Below are 26667 nucleotides of genomic sequence, written 5' to 3'. Positions count from 1 at the left end.
TGTCGCCTTTTCGCGCCCGTTCGGCGCGGTATTGACCCTTCTATGGCCATCGAAAAAAAAACCATCCGCCTGCTGATTCTCGAGGATTCGCAGAACGAAGCCGAGCGCCTGGTCAGTCTGTTCCGCAATGCCGGACACGCGACGCGTGTCCATCGCCTGACCTCCAGCGAAGACCTCGCTGAAGCCCTGCAGCACACCTGGGACCTGCTCATCTGTGCACCGAGCAGCGAACGCCTCGACCCGAGCGAGGCGATTGGCGCCATCCGCCGCCAGGCCAAGGACATCCCCGTGGTGCAGCTGGTCGACGGCAACGACTCCGAGACCATCACCGAGGCCCTGCTGTTCGGCGCTCAGGATGCCCTGCCGCAAGGCGAGGATGAACGCCTGGTCCTGGTGGCCAAGCGCGAGCTGGCCAACCTCGAGGAACGCCGCGCCCGTCGCGCCGCCGAAGTGGCCCTGCGTGAGGCGGAAAAACGCTGCCAGCTGCTGCTGGAGAGTTCGGTAGACGCCATCACCTACGTGCACGACGGCATGCACATCTATGCCAACCGCGCCTACCTGGAGCTGTTCCGCTACGAAGATGGCGACGAGCTCGAAGGCATGCCGATGATCGACCTGATCGCCAGTGCCGATCAGAGTGCCTTCAAGGACTTCCTGAAGAACTACCAGAGCGCCGAGGGTGACGCCGAGCTGAGCTGCCAGGGCATGCGTGCGGACGGCAGCGGCTTCGCCGCCCAGATGAGCTTCTCGCCGGCCACCTACGACGGCGAGCCGTGCATCCAGGTGGTCATCCGCGCGGAAACCTCGAATGCCGAACTGGAAGAAAAGCTGCGCGAAATCAGCAGCCAGGATCTGGTGACCGGCCTGTTCAACCGCAACCACTTCCTCGAGCTGATGGATGGCGCCGCCGAGCGTGCCGTCAGCACCGGCCAGCCGTCGACCCTCGCCTACATCCGCGTCGACCGCTACGCCGGCATGCAGGGCGAGATCGGCCTGGCCGGCATCGACCTGCTGCTGACCGACCTGGCCGGCCTGCTGCGCGCGTACTTCCCGGCGGACACCCAGCTGGCTCGCTTTGGCGACGACGTGTTCACGGCGCTGCTGCCGGGCCAGTCCCCCGAGCAATGCGAGGCTAGCCTCACCGCCCTGCTGAAGAAGATCGAGGGGCACCTGTTCGATGTCAGCGGGCGCACCGCCCAGACCACCCTGTCGATCGGCGTCGCCGGCCTCAGCGAGAAGACCGCCAAGGCCCAGGTAGTCATCGATCGTGCCCACCGCTGCGCGGACGAGCTGGCCGATGGCAACGCCATCAAGCTGTTCAACCCGGCTGCCGAGCTGGCCGCCGCGGCCAATCGTGGCAACCTGCTGGCGATGGTGCAGCAGGCGCTGGAGAACAACAGCTTCCGCCTGCTGTTCCAGCCGATCATCAGCCTGCGTGGCGACGCCCACGAGCACTACGAAGTCCTGCTGCGCCTGCTCAACCCGCAAGGCGAGGAGGTCCCGCCGACGCAGTTCCTGACCGCTGCCAGGGATGCCGGGCTGGGTGAGAAGATCGACCGCTGGGTGATCCTCAACTCGATCAAGCTGCTTGCCGATCACCGCTCGAAAGGCCACAACACCCGCCTGTTCGTGCACCTGTCCAGTTCCAGCCTGCAGGATCAGACCCTGCTGCCCTGGCTCAGCGTGGCGCTCAAGGCCGCTCGCCTGCCGTCCGACTCGCTGGTGTTCCAGTTCAGCGAGCCTGATGCCATCGCCTACCTGAAGCAGGCCAAGGCATTGACCCACGGGCTCGCGGAGCTGCACTGCAAGGTCGCCCTGAGCCAGTTCGGCTGTGCGCTGAACCCGTTCAACACGCTCAAGCACCTGCAGGTGGACTTCGTCAAAGTCGACGGCTCCTTCTCCCAGGACCTGAACAACGCCGACAATCAGGAAGCCCTCAAGACCCTGCTCAGCAGCCTGCACGCCCAGGCCAAGCTGACCATCGTGCCCTTCGTCGAGAGCGCCAGCGTGCTGGCCACCTTGTGGCAGGCCGGGGTCAACTTCATCCAGGGTTACTACCTGCAGGGCCCGAGCCAGTCGATGGACTACGACTTCTCGGCCGGCGACGAGTAATGCCGCAGACACGAAAAAGCCGCCTCATGGGCGGCTTTTTCGTTGGGCCCGGAAAGCCGCTCAGTCCTGCCCTTCGCGGTCACGGAAGCCCAGCAGGTAGAGAATGCCGTCCAGACCGAGCGTGGAGATCGCCTGCTTGGCCGACTGCTTGACCAGCGGCTTGGCCCGGAAGGCCACGCCGAGCCCGGCCAGGCCGAGCATCGGCAGGTCGTTGGCGCCATCGCCGACGGCGATGGTCTGCTCCAGCTGCAGACCTTCCTTCTGCGCCAGCTCACGCAGCAGGTCCGCCTTGCGCTGGGCATCGACGATGGGCTCGACGGCCACACCGGTCACCTTGCCGTTCTCGATCTGCAGTTCGTTGGCGAACACGTAGTCGATGCCGAGCTTGGCTTGCAGCTGGCGGGCGAAGTAAGTGAAACCACCGGAGAGAATCGCCGTCTTGTAGCCCAGGCGCTTGAGCTCGGCGAACAGCACTTCGGCACCTTCGGTCAGGCGCAGCGAGGCACCGATCTCTTCCAGCACATCCTCGGACAGGCCCTGCAGCAGGCTCAGGCGCTCCTTGAAGCTGGCGCGGAAATCCAGCTCGCCGCGCATCGCCCGCTCGGTGATCTCGGCGACCTGCTCACCGACCCCGGCCGCCTTGGCCAGTTCATCGATGACCTCGGCCTCAATCAGCGTCGAGTCCATGTCGAACACCGCCAGGCGACGGTTACGGCGGAACACCGAGTCGCGCTGGAAGGCGATGTCGACGTTGAGTGCCTGCGCCACGCTGAGGAACTCGGCGCGCAGCGCGACGGGGTCGGCCGGCTCGCCACGCACGGAGAATTCGATGCAGCCCTTGCCCTGCTCGGCGGGCATGTCCAGCGGCATGCGCCCGGACAGGCGATCGATGTGGTCGATGTTCAGCCCGTACTTGGCGGTGATCGCACTGACCCGCTGCAACTGCTCGGCGCTGACCTTGCGCGTCAGCAGGGTGACGATATGGCGAGCCTTGCCCTGGCCACCGACCCACTGCCGATAGTCCTCTTCGGAAACCGGGGTGAAACGCACCTGCTGCTCGAGTTCGTAGGCGGTGAACAGCAGGTCCTTGAGCACGGCCTGGGAACGGCCGTTGTCCGGAATCTCGATGAGGATGCCGAACGACAGGGTGTCATGGATCACCGCCTGGCCGATATCGAGGATATTCACCCCGCCCTGGGCCAGTACGCCGGTGATGGCGGCGGTGAGTCCGGGGCGATCCTCGCCGGTGATGTTGATCAGGACGATCTCGCGCAAGACGCACCCTCCAAGGCAGACGATTGAGGCGGGCCAGTGGCGAATGAGCCACCGACCGACGAAAAGGCGCACATTCTACCCAGTTTCCTGCCGATCCGGGCAGCCGCGCGCTTTGCCCGCCCCAGGCCGCTCGCTATACTGCGCGGCATCTTCAGTCGACAAGAGCCGAGCTCTGTGAACCGGCCCGCGCCCGTCAAGCCCGACAATTTCTTCATCATGATCTTCCACGCGCTGCGCCAGCGGCGGGTGCCTCTGGTGCTGCGCATCGCCAGCCACAGCCTGCTGCTGGTGGCGCTGGCGATGCTCATCTATGCCTGGGTCATGGGCATGCAGTTCAAGCAGGCCATGCAGCAGCAGGCCGACGCCCTGGGCCAGAGCCTGATCACCCAGACCGCCGCCTCCGCCACCGAGCTGCTGGTGTCCAACGACATCCTCAGCCTCAATGTGCTGCTCAACAACCTGGCGAAGAACCCGCTGGTGGCCCATGCGGCCATCTACAGCGTGGACAACCGCATCCTCGCCGAGTCCGGCACTCGCCCGACCCGCAGCATGCTGGGCGAAAGCGACGGCCTGTACTCCACGCAGATCACGTTCCAGGAAGTGATCGCCGGGCAGTTGCGCATCAGCCTGGACATGCGCCAGTTCCAGCAACCGATGACCATCAGCCTGCAGAGCATGGGCATTCTCAGCCTGATCCTGCTGGCCCTGACCCTGTCGCTGAGCATGCGCCTCGGTCGGCACATCTCCACGCCGCTGCTGCAGCTGCGGCTCTGGCTGCGCGACCCGGACGACCCGGCACCAGGCGCGGGGCGCAATGACGAGATCGGTGACCTGGCGCGCCAGCTGCAGGCGCGCCTGGTACCGGAAAAGCCCGAACCCGAGCCGGAAGAGTTGGAAGAGCTGGAAGACGACGCCCTGCTCGACACCGGCGACTACCCGCAGGAAAGCAACGACGTCGACTTCGAGCAGGAAGCGCAGCCGCTGGCGGAGCACGGCATCGACGCAGACGCAGCCGATGATGACGACGAGGCCCTCAAGCCCTGGCCCGATTCGATCGAACCGGAGGACCCTTTCGCCGACCTGCGTGACGAAGCGGACGACAGTGCGCCCAGTGCCCCGCTCCAGCCACCGCGCCAGGCACAGGCCAGCGCCGTGCTGGCCATCCAGCTCGGCGCCCAGGAACAGCTGCGACGCCTGCCGCGCACACGCCTGCTGGACCTGCTGGAGCGCTACCGGGCCTGTCTGGAACAGGCCTCCGCGCTGTATCAGGGGCAACTGCACACCCTCAAGGACGGCAGCAGCCTGATGCTGTTCCACGAGCGCGAGTGCGGCGAGGACTACCTGACCCACGCCATCTGCTGCGGCGAGCTGATGCGCGCCCTCGGCCACGCCCTGCAGATCGAGGTGGCCGACAGCGGCATCACCCTGCAACTGCAGCTGGGCCTGACCCTCGGCAGCGACCTGGAAGCACTCGGCCAGGCCGAACTGCTGCTCAGCGACAGCGCCCTGGACGCCCTCGCCCTGTCGCAACACAGCCGCAACCTGCTGCTGGTCGAGCAACGGGTCGCACAGGACAGCCTGGCCCGCCAGCGTGCACGCATTCGTCCGATCGCCAGCCCCGAGGGTGCGAGCTGCGTCGAGCGCCTGCTCGACCCCTATCCGGCCCTGCTGGAAAGACAGCTGACGCGCATGCACGAAAGCCGGGCGCACTGACGCCCGGTATCGGCCTAGGCGCTGGCCTGGGCTCGCCGCTGCGGCGTCGGCACCCCGTAGCGCTGCAGCCAGTCCTTCCAGCGCACGCGCTCGTCACGCACCAGCCAGCCGTCCTGCTCGGCGAAGCTTTCCGACAGCCACAGCCCCCGCGTGCTGACTGCCTGCAGCTCGCCCTTGCGCAGGGTGAACAGGCCGCCGCTGGGCGCCCCCTGATGCAGTGCCAGCAAGTAGATATCCGGGCGCCGACGCTCCAGGCGGGCGACCAGGCGCCCGTCCTCCAGGCACTCATCGACATGGAACAGACTCAGCTGCCGGGCGTCGCGTGGCAGCTCCAGACTCATGTCATAGACCAGTTGCAGGGACGCGGTGGGCAGATGCACATAGGCACGCGGGCGCTCCAGCAAGGTCAGGTTGCCGCACTGCACCGGCCGCGCGGCCCCTGACAGCGGGCTGAGGCGAAAGTGGCTGGCCTCGCGGTAGCGCAGGGCGCCCTGATAGGGCGTCGGCAGCCAGGTATCGGCAAAGCGTCCGGCCAGCCAGCCCTCGGCACTTTCCAGCAGGCACTCCTCGGCGACTTCCTGGATGGCGGTGAGCAGCGGCAGGTTCAGTTCGTGCGCAGGTACGTAACCGGAGATCAGCTTGAGCACGGTGTCGCCACGATCCGGGCGACGCTGGCGCACCAGCAACCAGTAGTCGCGCCCATGCAGGCGCAGGGTCAGACGTACCGACACACCGAGATTGGCCAGTTCCACGGCAAAGCGCGAGCTGTCGGCCACCTCGACCGGGCGGCGGCGTTCCAGCATCTGCTGGAAGTTCAGGGGCACGCCCAGGCTCTGATAACGCAGGCCATCGGCCGTGGCCTCGACGAACAATGGCAGCGTCTTGAAGTTACTCGGGTCCTTGCGGATCAGCGTACGCGACATCTCGACTCCTTGTTCCGGCTTGGCGCGGATGCGACCGGGCAGCCGCCCTCCACACGAGGATCAGGGTGAAACGAAACCGCTCAAGGCTGCCCCAAGGCCGGCGCCGAACACAAGCCCGGCCTGTAAGAGGACGTGACCGCAGCCGCTCAGCGCAGGCCCTGCAACACGGCGGCGACGGTGGCCACGTTGGCGGCCAGGTGCGCCGGCGTGATGGTGCCGACGATGGCGCTGCCGACGCCCGGGTGCGCGAAGATCAGCTCGAAACTGGCGCGCACCGGGTCGACCCCCTCGGCCAGGCAGGCATGGCCGCTGGCCAGCGCCTTCTTGATCAGAATGCCCTTGGCGTGAGTGGCAGCGTAGTCCAGCACCGGCTTTTCGCCCTGCTCGCTCAGGTTATAGGTGACCATGGCGCAGTCACCCTCTTCCAGCGCCAGCAGGCCCCCCTCGACGGTCTTGCCGGAAATCCCGTAGCCGAGGATCTTGCCCTCGCGCTTGAGCGCCGCCAGCGTGTCGTACACCCCGGTGTCACGCAGCACCGCCAGGTCGTTACCGTCGGAATGCACCAGCAGCAGGTCGATACGATCGGTCTCCAGGCGCTTGAGGCTGCGCTCCACCGAGAGGCGGGTATGCGCGGCGGAGAAGTCGAAGCGCGACTGCCCCTGCTCGAACTCTTCGCCGGTCTTGCTGACGATCACCCACTCGTCGCGCTGGCCACGCAGCAGCGGGCCGAGACGCTGCTCGCTGACGCCATAGGCCGGCGCGGTGTCGATCAGGTTGATGCCCAGTTCACGCGCCTGGCGCAGCAAGGCGCTCGCCTGCGCGTCATCGGGGATGGTGAAGCCGTTGGGGTACTTCACCCCCTGGTCGCGCCCGAGCTTGACCGTGCCCAGTCCCAGCGGCGATACGCGCAGGCCGGTAGAGCCCAGCGGGCGATGCAGATCGTGCAGGGTGGCGCTCATGGCAGCAGCGTCTCCCATACCGGCTGCCCCAGCGCCGGGCGCGGCAGCTCGGGCAACGACGCATGATGCGCCGGCGTCACCCCGTCGCGCTGCAGCGTCGCCAGGACCCGATCGGCGAAGTCCGGCGCCAGCGCCAGCTTGGTCGGCCAGCCCACCAGCAGGTTCTGCTGTTCGGCGAGAAAGGCATTGTCCGGGCGCACCAGCCCCGATTGCGCGGGCTCGGCGCGGTCCACACGCAAGGTTGCCCAACGCGTCTGGCTCTGGTCCACCCAGGGCAGCAGCGCCGCCATCTCCTTCTGCGCTGCTGCGACCTGCGCGCCTTCGTCACGCGCCACGCCGTCGGCCTCGGCCAGGTCGCCACCGAGGTACCAGACCCATTGGCCATCGGCCGCCGGGTGGGTGGTGACGGTGACGCGCGGCTTCGGTCCGCCGCCGAGACAATGGGCATACAGCGGCTTCAGCGCCGGCCCCTTGGCCAGCACCATGTGCAGCGGCCGCAATTGCTGAACCGGCTGCTCGATGCCCAGGGCCGCGAGCAATTCGGCATTGCCGGCACCGGCACTGAGCACCACGCGCTGGGCGCGAATCTCGCGGCCATCGACGATCAGCCCGCACAGTTCATCGCCTTCACGCAGCGGCTCGACCTGCCGGCCAGCCAGCAGCCCATCGCCAGCCAGCTCGGCCAGGCGGGCGATCAGGCTGGGCACATCGAGCACCAGCTCGGCGAGCCGATAGACCTTGCCCTTGAACTTCGGGTGCTGCAGCGCCGGCGGCAACTGCTCGCCCTTGACCTGGTCGACGCGCCCGCGCACCGCCTTGCTGGCGAAGAAGCTGGTGAGGTTGCCGGCCAGGGTGCCCGGCGACCACAGGTAATGCGCGTCGGAAAGGATACGCACGCCGGACAGGTCCAGCTCGCCAGCGCCGGCCAGCGCCTCGCGCCAGCGTCGCGGCATGTCGGCGATGGCTTCGGAAGCACCGGTCAGCGCGCCGTGCAGGGCGTACTTGGCGCCACCATGGATGATGCCCTGCGACTTCAGGCTCTGCCCGCCGCCCAGGCTGCCGCACTCCACCAGAACGGTGGCGAAGCCCTGGCGACGCAGGCGTGCATTGAGCCAGAGGCCGGCGATACCACCGCCGACGATCAGGACATCGGTGCTGAGAGACTGGGACATGAACGGGCCTCGGCGAAAAACAGGCGCGCAGTATAACCCGCCTGCCCTCGCGCCCGTCGGCCGATCAGTGCCCGGTCGACTGGGAGAACAGCTGGATCACCACCACGCCGCTGACGATCAGGCCCATGCCCAGCATGGCCGGCAGATCGGGTTTCTGCTGGTAGATGAAGGCCGCAGCGATGCTCACCAGCACGATGCCCAGGCCGGCCCAGATGGCATAGGCAATGCCCACCGGGATAGTGCGCACCACCAGCGTCAGCATCCAGAACGCGATGCCATAGCCGCCCACCACCAGCAACAGCGGCAGCGGCTTGTTGAAGCCCTCGATGGCCTTCATCGAGGTGGTGGCGAGCACTTCGGCGGCAATGGCGATGGCCAGGTAGAAGTATCCGGGCATGATGGCGACTCCTGAAAGAATGCCCGGGATTCTAAGGACTTCGACGATGGGATAAAGTCATTACCTATCAACAAGACAGATAGGTTGACCATGAACTGGAACCTCGACCAGCTCCATCTGTTCGTCCGCACGGCCGAAAGCCGCTCGTTCTCGGCGGTGGCACGGGAAACCGGGCGCGCCCAGTCCGCCGTGAGCACGGCGATCGCCCTGCTCGAAAGCGACCTCGGCGTGACCCTGTTCGAGCGCAGCAGCGGGCGGCAGCCACGCCTGACCGAGGCCGGCAGCGCCCTGCTGGAAGAGGCGCGCAGCGTGCTGCAGCAATGCGAGCGCCTGGATGCTCGCGCACTCGGCCTGGCCCAGGGGCAGGAGGCACGCCTGCGCCTGGCGCAGGACGAAGCCATGCCCTACCAGCCGGTGCTGGCTAGCCTGGAGGCCCTGGCCGAGGCCTTTCCGCTGCTGGAGGTACAGCTCGCCAGCGGCGCGCAAGGCGACGTGGCGCGCAAGCTGCTGCAGCGTCAGGCGGACCTCGGCCTGCTGTTTCATCATGAGCAGATGCCACGCGAGCTGGAGAGTCAGCACCTGGGCAGCATCGAGATGGTCACCGTGTGCAGCCCGCACCACCCCCTGGCCAGGCTCGCCAGCGTGGAGCGCCGCGATCTCGCCGAGCATCGCCAGCTGCTGATGACGCCCCAGGACAGTCACTATCCCGGCGGCGAGCAGATCAGCCCGCTGGTGTGGCGCGCCGACAGCTTCTACGCGATGGCCGAGCTGGTGGTTCGCGGCCTTGGCTGGGCCTGGCTGCCGCGTCACGTGGCGCAGTATCCGACCTACCAGGGCCACCTGCAGGAACTGCGCAGCGACTGGGCGCCGTTGCCACTGGTGGTGGAACTGGTCCGCCGCCGCGACGGCGCGCTCGGCCCCGCTGCCAACTGGCTGGCGGACTGCCTGGCACGCGAGCTGTTGCGCCCACCGGCATGATCGCCCTTCCAGCACCCGGCCGGCAGCGATAAGCTGCGCGCCCATGAACAGACACCTCTACACCCTGCTGCTGCACCTGGCCCTGCCACTGATCGCCCTGCGCCTGGCGCTGCGCGCACGCAAGGCGCCCGCCTACGCGCGCCGTATCAAGGAGCGTTTTTCCTTCGCCCTGCCGCCGCTGAAACCCGGCTGCATCTGGGTGCATGCCGTGTCGGTCGGTGAAAGCATCGCCGCCGCGCCGATGATCCGCGCCTTGCAGGCGCGTTACCCCGAGCTGCCGATCACCGTCACCTGCATGACCCCGACCGGCTCCGAACGCATCCAGGCCCTGTTCGGCGACAGCGTGCAGCACTGCTACCTGCCCTACGACCTGCCCTGGGCGGCCGCACGCTTTCTCGATCGGGTCCGCCCGCGCCTGGCCGTGGTGATGGAAACCGAACTGTGGCCGAACCACATTCATCAGTGCGCCAGGCGCGGTATTCCGGTAGCGCTGGCCAATGCGCGCCTGTCCGAACGCTCGGCACGTGGCTATGCACGCTTTGGCAAACTCACCGCACCGATGCTCGCCGAACTATCGCTGATCGCCGTGCAGACCCAGGCCGAAGCGCAACGCTTTCTCGACCTGGGCGCACGTCCTGACTGCGTGGAAGTGACCGGCTCGATCAAGTTCGACCTGAAGATCGACGCTGAGCTGCTGCAGCGTGCCGCCGAGCTGCGCCGCCAGTGGCAGGCCGAGCAGCGCCCGGTGTGGATCGCCGCCAGTACCCATGCGGGCGAAGACGAGATCGTCCTCGCCGCCCATCGCCAGTTGCTGGAGACGCGGCCGAACGCGCTGCTGATCCTGGTACCGCGCCACCCCGAGCGCTTCAACTCGGTCCATGAACTTTGCCTCAGCGATGGACTGACGACGCGCCGACGCTCCAGCGGTGAAGTGCTGCAGGCCGGCGACCAGGTGCTGCTCGGCGACACCATGGGTGAACTGCTGTTTCTCTATGCGCTGGCGGACATCGCCTTCGTCGGCGGCAGTCTGGTGGCCAACGGCGGGCACAACCTGCTGGAACCCGCTGCGCTGGGCAAGCCGGTGCTGAGTGGCCCGCACCTGTTCAACTTCCTCGAGATCGCCGCGCAACTGCGCGCGGCCGGCGCGCTGAGCGAAGTGGCGGACGCCGCGCAACTGGCTGAGCGCACCGCCACCCTGCTGGACACCCCGGCCGAAGCCCAGCGCATGAGCGCAGCCGGCCTGGCCGTGCTCAAGGCCAACCAGGGCGCCCTGGAGCGTCTGCTCGACGGCCTGCGCCGCCTGCTCTAGCCCATGCCGGTGGATTGCAGGGCGCCGCGACGATAGCGCCGAAAAACGAAAAAGCCCGACTCAGGTCGGGCTTTTTTCTTCGCTCACAACGGATCAGAAATCCTGGTTGTTCTGCAGGCGCGCCTCGGCGGCAGTGGCCAGGTCCGGCGGCAGGAAGTCCTTGTCCGGGTTGTAGTCCGGCTTGAGGAAGCTGCCCAGGGCATCCAGGTCGGCCGGGCTGAGGGTGCCAGCCGCCTGCTTCAGGCGCAGGTTGTTGAGGATGTAGTCGTAGCGCGCATCGTTGTAGTTGCGCACGGCGCTGTACAGCTGACGCTGGGCGTCGAGCACATCGACGATGTTGCGGGTACCAACCTGGTAGCCGATCTCGGTGGCCTCCAGCGCGCTCTGGTTGGAGATGATCGACTGGCGCCGCGCCTGCACGGTTTCCACGTCGGTGTTCACCGCACGGAACAGGTTGCGGGTGTTCTGCACCACCTGACGACGCAGGCTCTCGCGCAGTTGCTCGCTCTGCCCCAGACGCTGGTAAGCCTCGCGCACCTGCGAACTGGTCAGGCCGCCGCTGTACAGCGGGATGTTCAGTTGCAGGCCGATGGAGCGCTGCGCAACGTCACCGCTGTAACGCGGCGCCCCAAAGGTGCCCGAGTTGGTGAAGCCCAGGCTGTCGTTGTCGCCCTTCTGATAGCTGGCCACGGCATCCAGGGTCGGCGCATGGCCGGCCTTGCGCTGGCGCAGGTTTTCCTCGGCGGCCGTCACGGCGTACAGGCTGGCTTGCAGGTTAAGGTTCTGCGCGGCAGCGGTATCGACCCAGGACTTGGCGTCGTTCGGCGTCGGCGCCAGCACCGGCAGGGAGTGGACGATCCCCTCGACGGCGACATAGTCACGGTTGGTCAGCGCGATCAGCGCTTCGAAGGCGTCGTCCACCGCGCGCTCGGCGAGCAGACGGTTGGCGCGGGCCGTGTCGAAACCGGCCTGCGCCTCGAGCACATCGGTCTTGTCGGAGAGGCCGACGTCGAAACGCTCGTTGGCCTGGTCCAGCTGGCGCTTGAATGCCGCTTCCTCGGCCTTGGTCGAGGCCAGGTTGTCCTGGGCACGGAGCACGGCGAAGTAGGTCTCGGCGCTCTGCAGGATCAGGTTCTGCTCGGTGGCGGACAGCTCCAGGGCCGCCTGCTCGCTGGTGGCTTCTGCCGCCTGCAGCTGGAACCAGCGGTCGGCGCGGAACAGCGGCTGGCTGAGGTTGGCCTGATAGACCAGGCCACTGCGCGAGAGGGTGGCACTCGGCGAATCGACGTTCGTGCGCGTATCGCCATAGTTGGCGCCGGCGGAGAGGTTGGGCAACAGACCGGCCCTGGCCTGCGGCACCACTTCACGACGCGCCTGATAGTCGGCACGGGCGGCGGCGATATCGGCGTTGTTCTTCGCGGCCTCCTGATAAACGGTGACCAGGTCGGTCTTGCTGGACAGCGGGGCCTCTTCGGCCTGAGCCAGGCCCACCGTCGCGGCGGCCACGGCAAGGGCCAGGGAAAGTCTGCGCAACATGAATGTCGATCCTTGAATAGGCGGTAATCGCCAAGGCTACGGGGCGCCACGGGCGAGGGTCAAGCGCGCCATGGGCGTGAACAGTCTAGCTGGCGGCAAGCTATGTTGCTCGTCGGGAACAATCGGCCCGGCGCAAGGCTGACGGTCCGTTTCCGACGCACGGGTCGAGTTTTTTTGACCGCCGGGTTGGTTTTATTCCATCAGCTTGATTAGACTGCCCGAGTTCTTGTCGGGGTGCCCCAAATGCGGGGCTGAGATTGGCAGCTGCCGGATCCCGTTGAACCTGATCAGGTTAAGGCCTGCGTAGGGAACAAGATGTCCTCGCCAGCGTCCGGCGAGTCCTCTCGACACCGCCTGTGGTGTATCTCGCGCCCCTCGTCCGCTCAGGTTCCAACTCCGACACCTATCCCGGAGAGAGCCTTGATGAGCACACAACAACAAAAGAACCTGAGTGAATCGGCACAGGTCGACCAGCAGTCGGTACAGCCCTTCCCCCGTTCGCAGAAAGTCTACGTCCAGGGCTCGCGCCCGGACATCCGCGTGCCGATGCGCGAGATCAGCCTGGACGTGACGCCGACCGATTTCGGTGGCGAGATCAACGCCCCGGTCACCGTCTATGACACCTCCGGCCCGTACACCGACCCGAACGTCAGCATCGACGTACGCAAGGGCCTGGCCGACGTGCGCAGCGCCTGGATCGAGGATCGCGGCGACACCGAGAAACTGCCCGGCCTCTCTTCCGAGTTCGGCCAGCGCCGCCTCAACGACGCCGAACTCTCCGCCATGCGCTTCGCCCACGTGCGCAACCCACGCCGGGCCAAGGCCGGCCACAACGTCAGCCAGATGCACTACGCCAAGAAGGGCATCATCACGCCCGAGATGGAGTACGTCGCCATCCGCGAGAACATGAAACTGGCCGAGGCACGCGAAGCCGGCCTGCTCGACGAGCAGCATGCCGGGCACAGCTTCGGCGCCAACATCCCGAAAGAGATCACCCCGGAGTTCGTGCGCAGCGAAGTCGCCCGCGGCCGCGCCATCATCCCGGCCAACATCAACCACGTGGAGCTGGAGCCGATGATCATCGGCCGCAACTTCCTGGTGAAGATCAACGGCAACATCGGCAACAGCGCCCTGGGTTCCTCCATCGAGGAAGAAGTGGCCAAGCTGACCTGGGGCATTCGCTGGGGCTCGGACACCGTCATGGACCTGTCCACCGGCAAGCACATCCATGAAACCCGCGAGTGGATCATCCGCAACTCGCCGGTGCCGATCGGTACCGTACCGATCTACCAGGCCCTGGAAAAGGTCGGCGGCATCGCCGAGGACCTGACCTGGGAGCTGTTCCGCGACACCCTGATCGAACAGGCCGAGCAAGGCGTGGACTACTTCACCATCCACGCCGGCGTGCTGCTGCGCTACGTGCCGCTGACCGCCAAGCGGGTCACCGGCATCGTCAGCCGTGGCGGCTCGATCATGGCCAAGTGGTGCCTGGCGCATCACAAGGAGAACTTCCTCTACACCCACTTCGACGACATCTGCGAAATCATGAAGGCCTACGATGTGTCCTTCTCCCTGGGTGACGGTCTGCGTCCGGGTTCGATCGCCGATGCCAACGACGCCGCCCAGTTCGGTGAACTGGAAACCCTCGGCGAGCTGACCAAGATCGCCTGGAAGCACGATGTGCAGTGCATGATCGAAGGCCCCGGCCACGTGCCGATGCAGTTGATCAAGGAGAACATGGACAAGCAGCTGGAATGCTGCGACGAGGCGCCGTTCTACACCCTCGGCCCGCTGACCACCGACATCGCTCCGGGCTACGACCACATCACCAGCGGCATCGGCGCCGCGATGATCGGCTGGTTCGGCTGCGCCATGCTCTGCTACGTCACGCCCAAGGAGCACCTCGGCCTGCCAAACAAGGATGACGTCAAGACCGGCATCATCACCTACAAGATCGCAGCCCACGCCGCCGACCTGGCCAAGGGCCACCCCGGCGCGCAGATCCGCGACAACGCGCTGAGCAAGGCACGCTTCGAGTTCCGTTGGGAAGACCAGTTCAACCTCGGCCTGGACCCGGACACCGCCCGCGCCTTCCACGACGAGACCCTGCCCAAGGATTCGGCCAAGGTGGCGCACTTCTGCTCCATGTGCGGTCCGAAGTTCTGCTCGATGAAGATCACCCAGGAAGTCCGCGACTACGCCAAGGAACAGCGCATCAATGCCGTCGACCTGGACGCCGAGCAAGGCATGCAGGCCAAGGCCGAGGAGTTCAAGGCGCAAGGCAGCCAGCTCTACCAGCGCGTGTAGCAGGCCGTCATGGAAGCTTGATCTGGCGGCACTATGCTCGCTAGTGTGACGGGTAACGGGCCGCAGTCGGCGGACCACAGGTCTGCCGGGCCCGTTACGACCATCAGGAGTGTCCATGGACAAGAACGACATCGAAATCCTCGCGCGCGAGGCGTGCTTTCGCGGCTTCTACCGGCTCGACCGGATCAAGTTGCGCCACCGGCAATATGCCGGCGACATGGGCCCGCAACTGACCCGTGAGCTGTTCGTGCGCCACGACGCCGTCTGCGTGCTGCCCTACGACCCGCAACGCGATGAAGTGGTGCTGATCGAGCAGTTCCGTGTCGGCGCGATGGACAAGGCGGCCAACCCCTGGCTGCTGGAACTGGTCGCCGGTCTGATCGACAAGGACGAGGAGCCCGAGGAGGTCGCCCGTCGCGAAGCGGTCGAGGAAGCCGATCTGATTCTCGGCCCGCTGTGGCCGATCACCCAGTATTTCCCCTCGCCAGGCGGCTCCGACGAGTTCGTCCACCTGTTCCTCGGCCGTTGCGACAGCAGTGGCGCGGGCGGCGTGCATGGTCTGCCCGAGGAAGGCGAGGACATCCGCGTGCATGTGCTGCCGCTGGAAGACGCCCTGGCTGCCGTGCGTGACGGGCGCATCAACAACGCGGCCAGCATCATCGCCCTGCAATGGCTGGCACTGAACCGCGACGAAGTACGGGGCATGTGGTCGTGAACCTGCTGCGCGAGCGCTATCGGGTCGACCTGGTCGAGCTGCAGGCCGCTTGCGAGGCCAACTACGCCCGCCTGATGCGCCTGCTGCCACGCATGCGCGAACAGAGCGAGAGCCGCCGTGTCGCTCTGAGCCAGGGCGAGCACCTGCTCGGCATCCTGGCGCTGGAGGTGCTGGAAAGCTGCCCCTACACCACGACGCTGCGCGTTCGCCAGGAGCACAGCCTGCCCTGGTTGCCCGTGCCGCAGCTGGAGGTCAGGGTCTATCACGACGCGCGCATGGCCGAAGTGGTCGGCGCCGAGAATGCCCGCCGCCTGCACATTCGCTACCCCTACCCCAATGCGGCGATGCATCAACCGGATGAAAAGAGCCAGCTCAACCTGTTCCTCGGCGAATGGCTGAGCCACTGCCTGGCCTGTGGCCATGAACCCCAGCCGGTGATGTAGCTCCGCCCACCCGGCGATCAAGCTTTTCACTCCCTGGCCGATAGCGCGACGTTGTGCCAGTTTCTGTGATCTGTGTCCGCTTCCTGGGTTTTCCCTTTGCTGCGGCAGCCACCATAATTGCTCTGATTGAGCCCTAGGAGACGGTCTTGCCGAGCCTGCCCATCCCATCCGCTGATTCTTCGGTCCTGCTGGTGCAGTTGTCCGACAGTCACCTGTTCGCCGAAGCGGACGGCAAGCTGCTGGGCATGGATACCTGCGACAGCTTGCAACGCGTGATCGAGCAGGTGCAGCAGGAGCAGCCGCAGATCGACCTGATCCTGGCCACCGGCGACCTGTCGCAGGACGGCAGCGTGGCGTCCTACGAGCGTTTCCGGCAGCTCACCGCACCGATCGGCGCGCCGTGCCGCTGGCTGGCCGGCAACCATGACGAAACCCCGCCCATGCAGGCCGTGTGCAAGGACAGCGAGCTGCTGCAGCCGGTGATCGACCTCGGCGCCTGGCGCATCATCATGCTCGACTCGTCGATCCCCGGCGCCGTTCCCGGTTTTCTGGCCGACAGCCAGCTCGAACTGCTGCAGCGCGCCCTCGACGAAGCGCCGCAACGCCACCACCTGGTCTGCCTGCACCACCACCCGGTGGCCATCGGCTGCAAATGGATGGACCCCATCGGCCTGCGCAATCCCGATGCGCTGTTCGCCATCCTCGACCGCCACCCGCAGGCGCGCGCCGTGCTCTGGGGGCATATCCACCAGGAATTCGACCAGCCGCGCGGCAACCTGCGCCTGCTCGCCTCGCCGTCGACCTGCGTGCAGTTCGCCCCCGGCAGCGAGGAGTTCCAGGTCGGCAGCGAGGCCCCCGGCTATCGCTGGCTGCGCCTGCACGCCGATGGCACGCTGGACACCGGGATATCCCGCGTCACCGGCATCCACTTCGAAGTGGATTACAGCGTCAAGGGCTATTGAGCCAGCGGCAAGCGAGACGTGCAGCCCAACGGCCACCGCCCGGCTTTTTCTTGCAGCCTGCAGCTTGCAGCTTGTAACCGCTTTTTGTAGTAGCCTCCCGCTCCATGACTGCATCCATCCTCTATATCCACGGCCTGAACAGCTCGCCGGCCTCGCACAAGGCCAGCCAGCTGAGTCGCGCCATGGCCCGTCTGGGCCTGGCCGACCGGCTGCGCGTGCCGGCGCTGCATCATCACCCGCGCCAGGCCATGGCCCAGTTGCAGGCGCTCGTCGCCGAACTGGGCGCACCCGTGCTGGTGGGCAGCTCCCTGGGTGGCTACTACGCCACCTGCCTGGCCGAGCAGCATGGCCTCAAGGCACTGCTGATCAACCCGGCGGTACGGCCTCACCTGCGCTTCGACGGCTACCTCGGCCCGCAGAAGAACTACTACAGCGACGAGACCTGGGAACTCACCGAGGATCACGTCGCGGCGTTGGCCGAGTTCGAGGTCGCGCCCCCCGTCGATGCCGAGCGCTATCAGGTGTGGTTGCAGACCGCCGACGAAACCCTCGACTACCGCGACGCCGAGCGTTACTACCGCGCCGGCGCGCTGCGCATCCAGGCCGGTGGCGACCACGGTTTCCAGGGATTCGCCGAACGTCTTCCGATACTCTTCGCTTTTGCCGGCATTGACGCCACACTCTGGCGCGATATCGACTTTTCCGCATTCAATTGATGAACAAGAGAGCCCATGGCCCAGCAGAACGCCTATAACGCCGATGCCATCGAAGTCCTTTCCGGCCTCGACCCGGTGCGCAAGCGCCCGGGCATGTACACCGACACCACGCGCCCCAACCACCTCGCCCAGGAAGTGATCGACAACAGCGTCGACGAGGCCCTGGCCGGTCACGCCAAGTCGATCCAGGTGATCCTGCACGAGGACAACTCACTGGAAGTGCTCGACGACGGCCGCGGCATGCCGGTGGACATCCACCCGGAAGAAGGCGTTCCCGGCGTCGAGCTGATCCTCACCAAGCTGCACGCCGGTGGCAAGTTCAGCAACAAGAACTACCAGTTCTCCGGTGGTCTGCACGGCGTCGGCATCAGCGTGGTCAACGCCCTGTCGACGCGCGTGGTGGTGACCGTCAAGCGTGACGGCAGCGAGTACCAGATGAGCTTCGCCGACGGTTTCAAGGCCAGCGACCTGCAGGTGATCGGCAGCGTCGGCAAGCGCAACACCGGCACCAGCGTGCACTTCTGGCCGGACGCCAAGTACTTCGACTCCTTCAAGTTCTCGGTCAGCCGCCTCAAGCACGTGCTCAAGGCCAAGGCCGTGCTGTGCCCGGGGCTGTCCGTCACCTTCGAAGACAAGGCCGCCGGCGACAAGGTCGAGTGGCACTACGAGGACGGCCTGCGCTCCTACCTGGTCGATGCCGTCAGCGAGTTCGAACGCCTGCCCGCCGAGCCCTTCTGCGGCACGCTGGCCGGCAACAAGGAAGCGGTGGACTGGGCCCTGCTGTGGCTGCCGGAAGGCGGCGACGCCGTGCAGGAAAGCTACGTCAACCTGATCCCCACCGCGCAGGGCGGCACCCACGTCAATGGCTTGCGCCAGGGCCTGCTGGACGCCATGCGCGAGTTCTGCGAGTTCCGCAACCTGCTGCCGCGCGGCGTCAAGCTGGCCCCGGAAGACGTCTGGGAGCGCATCGCCTTCGTCCTGTCGATGAAGATGCAGGACGCCCAGTTCTCCGGCCAGACCAAGGAGCGCCTGTCCTCCCGCGAGGCCGCCGCCTTCGTCTCCGGCGTGGTCAAGGACGCTTTCAGCCTGTGGCTCAACGCCAACCCGGAAACCGGCCTGGCCCTGGCCGAACTGGCCATCAGCAATGCCGGCCGACGTCTCAAGGCGGGCAAGAAGGTCGAACGCAAGAAGATCACCCAGGGCCCGGCGCTGCCTGGCAAGCTGGCTGACTGCGCCGGGCAGAACCCGCTGCGCTGTGAGCTGTTCCTGGTCGAGGGTGACTCCGCCGGCGGCAGCGCCAAGCAGGCGCGCGACAAGGAATTCCAGGCCATCATGCCGCTGCGCGGCAAGATCCTGAACACCTGGGAAGTCGATGGCAGCGAGGTGCTGGCCTCGCAGGAAGTGCATGACATCGCCGTGGCCATCGGTATCGATCCGGGCTCGAGCGATCTCTCCGGCCTGCGCTACGGCAAGATCTGCATCCTCGCCGACGCCGACTCCGACGGCCTGCACATCGCCACCCTGCTCTGCGCCCTGTTCGTGCGCCACTTCCGTACCCTGGTCGATGCCGGCCATGTCTACGTCGCCATGCCGCCGCTGTACCGCATCGACCTGGGCAAGGAGATCTTCTACGCCCTGGACGACGCCGAACGCGACGGCATTCTCGACCGCCTGGTGGCCGAGAAGCGCCGCGGCAAGCCACAGGTCACGCGCTTCAAGGGCCTCGGTGAGATGAACCCGCCCCAGCTGCGCGAAACCACCATGGACCCGAACACCCGGCGTCTGGTGCAGCTGACCCTGGACGACTTCGAAGGCACCCGCGAAGTGATGGACATGCTCCTGGCGAAGAAACGCGCCGGCGACCGCAAAAGCTGGCTGGAAACCAAGGGCAACCTGGCCGAGGTTCTGGCTTGATGCGCCATCACCTCCTCGCACTCGGTCTGTTGGCCGGCGTGGCCAACGCCGAGCCGGTGCAGCTGGAAGAGCTGCAGCTTCAGCGCGAGTTCCCGGTAGCCCAGATGCCCAGCGGCCACCTGTCCGGCCTGGCGATGTGCGGTGAAGCCCTGTGGGCAGTGTCCGACCGTGACGACGATCGCCTCTACCAGCTGCACCAGGAGGATGACCTGCTGCGTGCCGAGGCGGAGACCTTCGTCGCCCCCGAGCCGCCGGAAAGCACCCTGCCCTGGGGCCTGCGCATGCGCAACTGGGCGGCCGGGCTGGTACGCGGCGGCAAGCTGGACTTCGAAGGCCTGTCCTGCGACACGCAGGGCAATCGCTACCTGATCAGCGAGACCCGCGCCGCCGTGCTGCAGGTCGCCAGCAACGGCAGCACCGAGTGGCTCAACCTGCCCGGCGCCGTGGTCCGCCAGGCCCGCGCCAGCGGCATGCTGCTGCATTTCAACCAGGGTTTCGAGGGCATCGCCGTCGACCCTGCCGGTGAACGCCTGTGGCTCGCCGCCGAACAGCGCCGTCGCGGCCTGGCCGTGCTGCATCGGCGTGGCAGCAGTTGGCGTTGCACGGGAGGCTGCGTGCTGACCAGCGAAGGCGGCGACGAGCCCTCGCCGGCCGCCCTGGGTGGGCAGATGGCCGCACGCGACTTCTCCGGGCTGGCCTACTTCGGCGAGAAACTCTTCACCCTCGAGCGGCAGTCCCACCGCATCTGTCGGCGCGCGCTGGGTGACGGCGTGGCGGAGCTGTGCTGGTCGTTCGCCGACGAGGCCTTGCGCGAGCCCCGTCGCTACGCCCAGGACTACGGCATGGCCGAAGCCCTGTGGATCGACAAGGAAGGCGCCTGGATCGGCCTCGACAATGGCGAACAGCCCCGTGGCGATGGCGAGCAACGCCCGATCGTCTGGCGCTTTGCCGCGCCCAGGGGCGGCTGGAGCCAGCGCTCGTGAGCGAGCAGGCGCCTGGCCGCCGCGCCGGACGGGTCATGCTGGTGCTCGCCTGGGGCGCCGGCCTGCTGCTGGCCACGCACTTCTTCGGCAACTGGGAAGACAGCCAGCGCAACCCGAACCAGACGCCACAGTCCGTGCACGGCAACGGCTTCGTCGAGGTCAGCCTGGCCAGCAGTCGCCAGGGCCACTACCTGGTGAACGGCGAGATCGACGGCCAGGAAGTGACCTTCCTGCTCGACACCGGCGCCACCGCCGTGGCCGTCCCCGAAGCCCTGGCGCGCAAGCTCGGCCTGAAGCGCGGTGCGCCGATCACCCTGAGTACCGCCAATGGCCGCAGCACGGGCCATCGCACACGCCTGGCGACCCTGCGCCTGGGCGACATCGAACTGCGCGACGTCGCGGCCCTGATCGCCCCCGGCATGGACGGCGACGAAGTGCTGCTGGGCATGAGCGCGCTGCAACAACTCGAATTCAGTCAGAAGGGCGGCACCCTGGTGCTGCGCCAATCAACCTTGCAATGAGGCCCGCATGAGCGAATCCCTCGATTTGAGCCTGGAAGGCGTGGAACGTCGGTCACTCGCCGACTTCACCGAGCAGGCCTATCTCAACTACTCCATGTACGTGATCATGGACCGCGCCCTGCCGCACATCGGCGACGGCCTCAAGCCCGTACAGCGACGTATCGTCTATGCCATGAGCGAACTGGGCCTGGACGCCGACGCCAAGCACAAGAAATCCGCGCGGACCGTCGGTGACGTGCTCGGCAAGTTCCACCCGCACGGCGACAGCGCCTGCTACGAAGCCATGGTGCTGATGGCGCAGCCGTTCAGCTACCGCTACACCCTGGTCGACGGCCAGGGCAACTGGGGGGCGCCGGACGATCCCAAGTCCTTCGCCGCCATGCGCTACACCGAGGCGCGCCTGTCGCGCTACTCGGAAGTGCTGCTGGCCGAACTTGGCCAGGGCACCGTCGACTGGGTACCGAACTTCGACGGCACCCTCAACGAGCCGGCGACACTGCCGGCACGCCTGCCCAACCTGCTGCTCAACGGCACCACCGGTATCGCCGTGGGCATGGCCACCGACGTGCCGCCGCACAACCTGCGGGAAGTCGCCGCCGCCTGCGTACGCCTGCTGGACGAGCCGGGCGCGACCGTCGAGCAGCTCTGCGAGCACATCCAGGGCCCGGACTTCCCCACCGAAGCGGAAGTCATCACGCCCAAGGCCGACCTGCTGAAGATCTACGAGAACGGTCGCGGCTCGGTGCGCATGCGCGCCGTGTATCGCGTCGAGGACGGCGACATCGTCGTCACCGCCCTGCCGCACCAGGTCTCCGGCTCCAAGGTACTGGAGCAGATCGCCGCGCAGATGCAGGCCAAGAAGCTGCCGATGGTCGCCGACCTGCGCGACGAGTCGGACCACGAGAACCCGACCCGCATCGTTATCATCCCGCGCTCCAACCGCGTCGATGTCGACGAGCTGATGACCCACCTGTTCGCCACCACCGACCTGGAGTCCAGCTACCGGGTCAACACCAACGTCATCGGCCTCGACGGCAAGCCGCAGGTCAAGGACCTGCGCACCCTGCTGCGCGAATGGCTGGAATACCGGGTCGGCACCGTGCGTCGCCGCCTGCAGTTCCGCCTGGACAAGGTGGAGAAGCGCCTGCATCTGTTGGAAGGCTTGCTGATCGCCTTCCTCAACCTCGACGAAGTGATCCGCATCATCCGCACCGAGGACCATCCCAAGCCGGTGCTGATGGAGACTTTCGGCCTCACCGACGTGCAGGCCGACTACATCCTCGACACCCGCCTGCGCCAACTGGCCCGCCTGGAAGAAATGAAGATCCGCGGCGAGCAGGACGAACTGGCCAAGGAGCGCGAGAAGCTGCTGGCCCTGCTCGGCAGCGAAGCCAAGCTGAAGAAGCTGGTGCGCAAGGAAATCATCGAGGACGCCGAGAAGTACGGCGACGACCGCCGTTCGCCGATCGTCGCGCGCGCCGAGGCCAAGGCCCTGTCGGAAACCGAGCTGATGCCGACCGAACCGGTCACCGTGGTGCTCTCGGAAAAAGGCTGGGTGCGTTGCGCCAAGGGGCACGACATCGATGCCACCGGCCTCTCCTACAAGGCCGGCGACGGCTTCAAGGCCGCCGCACCGGGGCGCTCCAACCAGTACGCGGTGTTCATCGACTCCACCGGGCGCAGCTACTCGCTGACCGCCCATTCGCTGCCCTCGGCACGTGGCCAGGGCGAACCGCTGACCGGCCGCCTGACCCCGCCACCGGGCGCCAGTTTCGAATGCGTGATGCTGCCGGAAGACAGCGCCCTGTACGTGATTGCCTCCGATGCCGGCTACGGCTTCGTGGTCAAGGGCGAGGACCTGCAGGCCAAGAACAAGGCCGGCAAGGCCCTGCTGACCCTGCCCAACGGCGCCAGGGTGGTACCGCCCAAACCGGTGACGAGCCTGGAGGACGACTGGCTGGCCGCAGTGACGACCGAAGGTCGCCTGCTGCTGTTCAAGGTTACCGACCTGCCGCAACTGGGCAAAGGCAAGGGCAACAAGATCATCGGCATCCCCGGCGAGCGCGTAGCCTCACGCGAGGAGTACCTGACCGATCTGGCCGTCCTGCCCAATGGCGCCAGTTTGGTTTTACAGGCCGGGAAGCGTACCCTGACACTCAAAGCCGACGATCTGGAACACTACAAGGGTGAGCGCGGCCGCCGTGGCAACAAGCTGCCTCGCGGCTTCCAGCGCGTCGACCAACTTCTGGTGGAATAGCGTCGGCAGACATGCCATCCATTCGCGATGTCCGCGCTACCGGCAAGCGGCCAAGGCTGGAGTCGTAGCGCGGTTTGACGGATGATACGCGCCCTGGGTCATGCGCGAATGACCTCACCTGCATGATATGGGATCGATGTGCAGCTGCCCCAGAAGCGGCTGCCGGGAACGAATGATGACTGTAGTACGCCCCCTGGCCGTGCTTCTGATGACGCTGCTCACGCTCAGTGGTTGCAGCCTGCTGCAGCAGAAGCCCGTACCGCTCTATCAACTGGACAGTGGCAGCGCCGAGACGCCGACCAAGGACAACGGTGTCACGGTCCTGGTCGGCCCGATCAGCGTGGCCGACTACCTGCGCCAGCAGAACCTGCTGCAACGCCAGGCTGACGGCAGCCTGGTGGCGGCGCAGAACGCTCGCTGGGCCAGCGGCCTGGCCAACGACATCGACCAGCAGATGCTGCGTCAGCTGGCCTGGCGCCTGGATAGCCAGCGCCTGGTTCTGGCCCCTGCCGCACCGGGCTTCAGTGCCGATGCCCAGGTCATGCTGACCATTACCCGCCTCGACTCCGGCCCCACTCAACCGGCCGTGCTGGAGGCCCAGTGGCGCCTGCTCGACCGTCGCGGGCAACTGCGCGACAGCCGCCTGATCCGCCTGGAAGAAGCTCACAGCGGCACGCTGGCCGAACAGGTAAAGGCGCAGAGCACGCTGGTGCAGCGCCTGGCCAGCGAGCTGGCCGTCGCCATCCAGCCGATCGCCATCGCCGAGGACCCGACGCCGGAGCCGCCGCGCCGCAAGCCGCCCGTTGCCAAGGCCAAGCCGGAAGAGCCCGCCGGGCCGAAGATCCCGGTGGCCGAGCCGATCAAGATCGATACGGAAGTCTTCCGCTTCTAAGCAAAAAGCCCGCAGATGCGGGCTTTTTTCATGGTGTGCCCGCGCTATTTCAGCTCGCTGGAACTCTTGCCCAGCAGGCGCCTGGCAACGATCAGCAACTGGATCTGCTGGGTGCCCTCGAAGATATCGAGAATCTTCGAATCCCGCGCCCACTTCTCCAGCAGCTCATCCTCGGCATAACCGCTGGCGCCCGCCAGCTCGACGCACTTGAGCGTCACCTCGCTGGCAACGCGCCCAGCCTTGGCCTTGGCCATCGACGCTTCCCTGGAGTTGGGCAGCTTGTTGTCGGCCATCCAGGCCGCCTTGAGCGTCAGCAGACGCGCAGCCTCCCATTCGGCTTCCAGGCGGTAGAGCGTCGCTTCGGCATGGCTGACGCTGAGCAGCGGCCGGCCATGGTCCAGGCGACAACCGGCCTCGCGCAGCAGCTCACGGGTGCGGTCGAGCGCGGCCTTGGCCACACCAACCGCCATCCCCGCGACCAGCGGCCGGGTATTGTCGAAGGTTTCCATGACCCCGGCGAAGCCCTTCTGCACATCGACCTCCGCGTTGCCCAGCAGGTTGGCCGCCGGCACGCGGCAGTCAGTGAAACTGATCGATGCCGTGTCCGAGGCCTTGATGCCAAGCTTCTTCTCCAGGCGCGTCACCGTCATACCGGGCGTGCCCTTCTCCACCACAAACGACTTGATCGCCGCCCGCCCCAGACTGCGATCGAGACTGGCCCAGACCACCACGGCATCGGCACGCTCGCCGGAGGTGACGAATATCTTCTCGCCATTGATCACATAATGATCACCGTCCTTCACGGCGGTGGCGCGAATCGCTGCAGAGTCCGAGCCACAGCCCGGCTCGGTGATGGCCATCGCGGCCCAGGTCCTGCCCAGGCGGGCCAACTGCTCGTCATTGGCGACTGCGGCGATGGCGGCGTTGCCCAGCCCCTGACGCGGCATGGCCAGGAGCAGGCCGACATCGCCCCAGCACAACTCCATCACGCCCAGCAGCGCGGCCATGTTGCCGCCATTCTTGACGCCCTCCTGCTGCTCGCGCGCCGCGCCACGCTTGCTCGCCGAGCCGGCACCGACGGCATCGGGCGAGCCCTCGTTCATGCCGTCGAGCAGCGCAGCCAGCATGTCCAGCTCCTTCGGATAGGCATGCTCGGCCTTGTCGTACTTGCGCGAGATCGGCCGCAGATAGCGGGCCGCGACCTGATGGGCCTGGCGCTGCAGGCCGGCGAACTTCTTCGGGGTTTCCAGATTCATGATGAGCTACCTGTCAGAGATGAAGACCACCGGCGAGCACCGCCAGGCTGCGCAGGTCGCGGTACCAGCGCTCGACCGGGTGCTCCTGGGTGAAACCGTGACCGCCGAGCAACTGCACCGCATCGCAACCGATCTTCATCGCCTTCTCGGTACAGAGCAGGTGAGCCAGATAGGCTTCGCGGTGAAACGGCCTGCCGCTCTCGGCCAGCGCACAGGCGCGCCACAGCATCAGGCGCATGGATTCGAGTTCGATGGCCATCTCGGCGATCATGAAGGCCACACCCTGGCGATGACTGATCGGCTCACCGAAGGCCTGCCGCTCGTTGCAGTAAGGCACCACGTAGTCCAGCGCGGCCTGCGCGGTGCCCACCGCCAGGGCACAGAAGGCCAGCGCCGAGTAATCGAGAAAGGCGCGAAAATCGAAATCGGCCGCCGCCAGGCGCTGCCCGGCAGGCACCTTGACCGACTTGAACTGGATACGCGCCAGTCCGCAGGCCTTGAGCCCCATGACCGGATCGGCCTGCCGCGTGACGCCCTTGCTGGCCGCGTCGACGAGGAACAACGCCGCTCCGTCGCTGGCCTGCGCCGTCACCAGCAGGCGACTGGCGGACATGCCGCCAAGCACCAGCACCTTCTCGCCATCGAGCAGGTAATGCTTGCCACGTCGCCGGGCGCGGGTCGCAGGCGCTTGCGGGTCCGCCAGGACGGCCGCTTCGCTCACCGCCAGGGCATGCAGCGGAGCCCCCTCGTCGCTGACGAAGGCGGGCAGCCACTCGGCCTGCTGCTGCGAGGAGCCCCAACGGCGAATGCAGTTGGCCGCTGACAACGGCCCCAGCAGCGTGGCCGCCAGCGAGAAGTCGCCCCGGGCCAGGCTCTCGGCGATCAGCGCATTGCTCAGCACGGTGCGTTCGCCGGCCAGGCCGCCCTGCGCTTCACTGACCCCGTAGTGCACCAGCCCCAGCTCGCGGGCCTGGTTCAGCAGCGCTGCCGGCACCCGCCCCTCGCCATCGGCCTCGTGCGCCGCCGGGCGCAACACGTCCAGCGCGAAGCCCTGGAGCATGTCCACCAGCATCTGCTGATCATCGGAGAGAGTCAGGTCGAACAGGTCGTCGCCCTGCGGGCGTTCGATACGCGGCTTGCCGGACGCGCGCTGGGCGACCAGGCGAAAGCTGGCGCGACTGCCGCTGTAGATGAACTTCTCGAAGGGTTTGCGCAAGTTCAGGCGGTCCGGCCAGTCGGCCTGCGCCACCTTGCTCAGCACGCTCAGGGCCTGGCCCTGTACATCGACTTTCATGGCATCTCGCTCCACGCGGGTGATGCCACCGAT

Annotated in this window: 22 protein-coding genes and 1 riboswitch; of the genes, 14 read left to right on the top strand and 8 right to left on the bottom strand. The window is 66.7% G+C overall.

Annotated elements, in window-relative coordinates:
• Nucleotides 1–42 precede the first annotated feature (42 nt).
• The gene (locus tag FIV02_RS03090) at nt 43–2112 is read left to right on the top strand and encodes an EAL domain-containing protein (RefSeq protein WP_152487763.1); all 2070 of its coding nucleotides are present in this window, start codon (nt 43–45) and stop codon (nt 2110–2112) included.
• Nucleotides 2113–2172: 60 nt separating this feature from the next.
• On the opposite strand, the gene serB is transcribed toward FIV02_RS03090, so the two are convergent.
• A complete protein-coding gene (gene serB / locus FIV02_RS03085; RefSeq protein ID WP_037054853.1) occupies nt 2173–3387 on the bottom strand; it encodes a phosphoserine phosphatase SerB in 1215 nt (404 codons plus the stop codon).
• A gap of 174 nt (nt 3388–3561) precedes the next feature.
• On the opposite strand from serB, the gene FIV02_RS03080 reads away from it, so the two are divergent.
• Nucleotides 3562–5100 (top strand): AhpA/YtjB family protein, encoded by a 1539-nt coding sequence (locus tag FIV02_RS03080; RefSeq protein ID WP_152487762.1) that lies wholly within the window; start codon nt 3562–3564, stop codon nt 5098–5100.
• A 14-nt stretch (nt 5101–5114) separates the two neighbouring features.
• Here FIV02_RS03080 and FIV02_RS03075 read toward each other — a convergent pair whose 3' ends face one another.
• The 4 genes from FIV02_RS03075 to FIV02_RS03060 all read right to left on the bottom strand — a co-directional run bounded on the left by FIV02_RS03075 (nt 5115) and on the right by FIV02_RS03060 (nt 8551).
• Nucleotides 5115–6023, bottom strand: a complete 909-nt coding sequence (locus FIV02_RS03075) for a hypothetical protein (RefSeq protein WP_047590193.1) — start codon at nt 6021–6023, stop codon at nt 5115–5117.
• A 146-nt stretch (nt 6024–6169) separates the two neighbouring features.
• Nucleotides 6170–6982, bottom strand: a complete 813-nt coding sequence (locus FIV02_RS03070; RefSeq protein WP_037054858.1) for an aldo/keto reductase — start codon at nt 6980–6982, stop codon at nt 6170–6172.
• Nucleotides 6979–8154 (bottom strand): FAD-binding oxidoreductase, encoded by a 1176-nt coding sequence (locus FIV02_RS03065; protein WP_152487761.1) that lies wholly within the window; start codon nt 8152–8154, stop codon nt 6979–6981. Before FIV02_RS03065 ends, FIV02_RS03070 begins: the two co-directional genes overlap by 4 nt.
• A gap of 64 nt (nt 8155–8218) precedes the next feature.
• Complete coding sequence (locus FIV02_RS03060) at nt 8219–8551, bottom strand: multidrug efflux SMR transporter (protein ID WP_037054862.1); 333 nt, start codon at nt 8549–8551, stop codon at nt 8219–8221.
• Nucleotides 8552–8641: 90 nt separating this feature from the next.
• Between FIV02_RS03060 and FIV02_RS03055 the strand changes: the two genes are divergently transcribed.
• Complete coding sequence (locus tag FIV02_RS03055) at nt 8642–9529, top strand: LysR family transcriptional regulator (RefSeq protein ID WP_047590201.1); 888 nt, start codon at nt 8642–8644, stop codon at nt 9527–9529.
• A 43-nt stretch (nt 9530–9572) separates the two neighbouring features.
• Entirely contained in the window at nt 9573–10838 is a 1266-nt protein-coding gene (gene waaA, locus FIV02_RS03050) for a lipid IV(A) 3-deoxy-D-manno-octulosonic acid transferase (RefSeq protein ID WP_152487760.1), read from the top strand.
• A gap of 93 nt (nt 10839–10931) precedes the next feature.
• On the opposite strand, the gene FIV02_RS03045 is transcribed toward waaA, so the two are convergent.
• Complete coding sequence (locus tag FIV02_RS03045; protein ID WP_152487759.1) at nt 10932–12374, bottom strand: TolC family outer membrane protein; 1443 nt, start codon at nt 12372–12374, stop codon at nt 10932–10934.
• Between the two features lie 220 nt (nt 12375–12594).
• A riboswitch (TPP riboswitch) is annotated at nt 12595–12701 on the top strand.
• Between the two features lie 96 nt (nt 12702–12797).
• Between FIV02_RS03045 and thiC the strand changes: the two genes are divergently transcribed.
• From thiC to FIV02_RS02995, 10 genes are all read left to right on the top strand, one after another.
• Nucleotides 12798–14681 (top strand): phosphomethylpyrimidine synthase ThiC, encoded by a 1884-nt coding sequence (gene thiC, locus FIV02_RS03040; protein WP_037054868.1) that lies wholly within the window; start codon nt 12798–12800, stop codon nt 14679–14681.
• A 115-nt stretch (nt 14682–14796) separates the two neighbouring features.
• Complete coding sequence (locus FIV02_RS03035; protein ID WP_152487758.1) at nt 14797–15396, top strand: NUDIX domain-containing protein; 600 nt, start codon at nt 14797–14799, stop codon at nt 15394–15396.
• Entirely contained in the window at nt 15387–15839 is a 453-nt protein-coding gene (locus FIV02_RS03030; RefSeq protein WP_037054870.1) for a DUF1249 domain-containing protein, read from the top strand. The genes FIV02_RS03035 and FIV02_RS03030 overlap by 10 nt, the downstream gene beginning before the upstream one ends.
• A gap of 146 nt (nt 15840–15985) precedes the next feature.
• On the top strand, nt 15986–16801 hold the full coding sequence (gene cpdA, locus FIV02_RS03025) for a 3',5'-cyclic-AMP phosphodiesterase (RefSeq protein ID WP_152487757.1): 816 nt from the start codon (nt 15986–15988) through the stop codon (nt 16799–16801).
• 104 nt (nt 16802–16905) lie between these two features.
• Nucleotides 16906–17517 (top strand): YqiA/YcfP family alpha/beta fold hydrolase, encoded by a 612-nt coding sequence (locus tag FIV02_RS03020; protein ID WP_152487756.1) that lies wholly within the window; start codon nt 16906–16908, stop codon nt 17515–17517.
• A 15-nt stretch (nt 17518–17532) separates the two neighbouring features.
• The gene (gene parE, locus FIV02_RS03015) at nt 17533–19431 is read left to right on the top strand and encodes a DNA topoisomerase IV subunit B (protein WP_037054875.1); all 1899 of its coding nucleotides are present in this window, start codon (nt 17533–17535) and stop codon (nt 19429–19431) included.
• Nucleotides 19431–20414, top strand: a complete 984-nt coding sequence (locus tag FIV02_RS03010; protein ID WP_152487755.1) for an esterase-like activity of phytase family protein — start codon at nt 19431–19433, stop codon at nt 20412–20414. The genes parE and FIV02_RS03010 overlap by 1 nt, the downstream gene beginning before the upstream one ends.
• Nucleotides 20411–20935, top strand: coding sequence for a TIGR02281 family clan AA aspartic protease (locus tag FIV02_RS03005; RefSeq protein ID WP_037054879.1), 525 nt, complete (start codon nt 20411–20413; stop codon nt 20933–20935). Before FIV02_RS03010 ends, FIV02_RS03005 begins: the two co-directional genes overlap by 4 nt.
• Nucleotides 20936–20942: 7 nt before the next feature.
• Complete coding sequence (gene parC / locus FIV02_RS03000; protein WP_037054881.1) at nt 20943–23192, top strand: DNA topoisomerase IV subunit A; 2250 nt, start codon at nt 20943–20945, stop codon at nt 23190–23192.
• 172 nt (nt 23193–23364) lie between these two features.
• Nucleotides 23365–24084 (top strand): membrane integrity-associated transporter subunit PqiC, encoded by a 720-nt coding sequence (locus FIV02_RS02995; protein ID WP_037054883.1) that lies wholly within the window; start codon nt 23365–23367, stop codon nt 24082–24084.
• 44 nt (nt 24085–24128) lie between these two features.
• On the opposite strand, the gene FIV02_RS02990 is transcribed toward FIV02_RS02995, so the two are convergent.
• Both FIV02_RS02990 and FIV02_RS02985 read right to left on the bottom strand, forming a co-directional pair.
• Nucleotides 24129–25340 carry an acyl-CoA dehydrogenase family protein gene (locus tag FIV02_RS02990; RefSeq protein WP_047591114.1) on the bottom strand — a complete coding sequence of 404 codons (1212 nt, stop codon included), beginning with the start codon at nt 25338–25340 and terminating at the stop codon, nt 24129–24131.
• A 13-nt stretch (nt 25341–25353) separates the two neighbouring features.
• Complete coding sequence (locus tag FIV02_RS02985) at nt 25354–26634, bottom strand: acyl-CoA dehydrogenase family protein (RefSeq protein WP_152487754.1); 1281 nt, start codon at nt 26632–26634, stop codon at nt 25354–25356.
• Nucleotides 26635–26667 lie beyond the last annotated feature (33 nt).

It is taken from the genome of Pseudomonas sp. THAF187a, assembly GCF_009363395.1.
Taxonomy (GTDB): Bacteria; Pseudomonadota; Gammaproteobacteria; order Pseudomonadales; family Pseudomonadaceae; genus Aquipseudomonas; species Aquipseudomonas khazarica.
The sequence above is the reverse complement of the archived record's forward strand: the minus strand, read 5'-3'. Positions and strand labels throughout refer to the sequence as shown.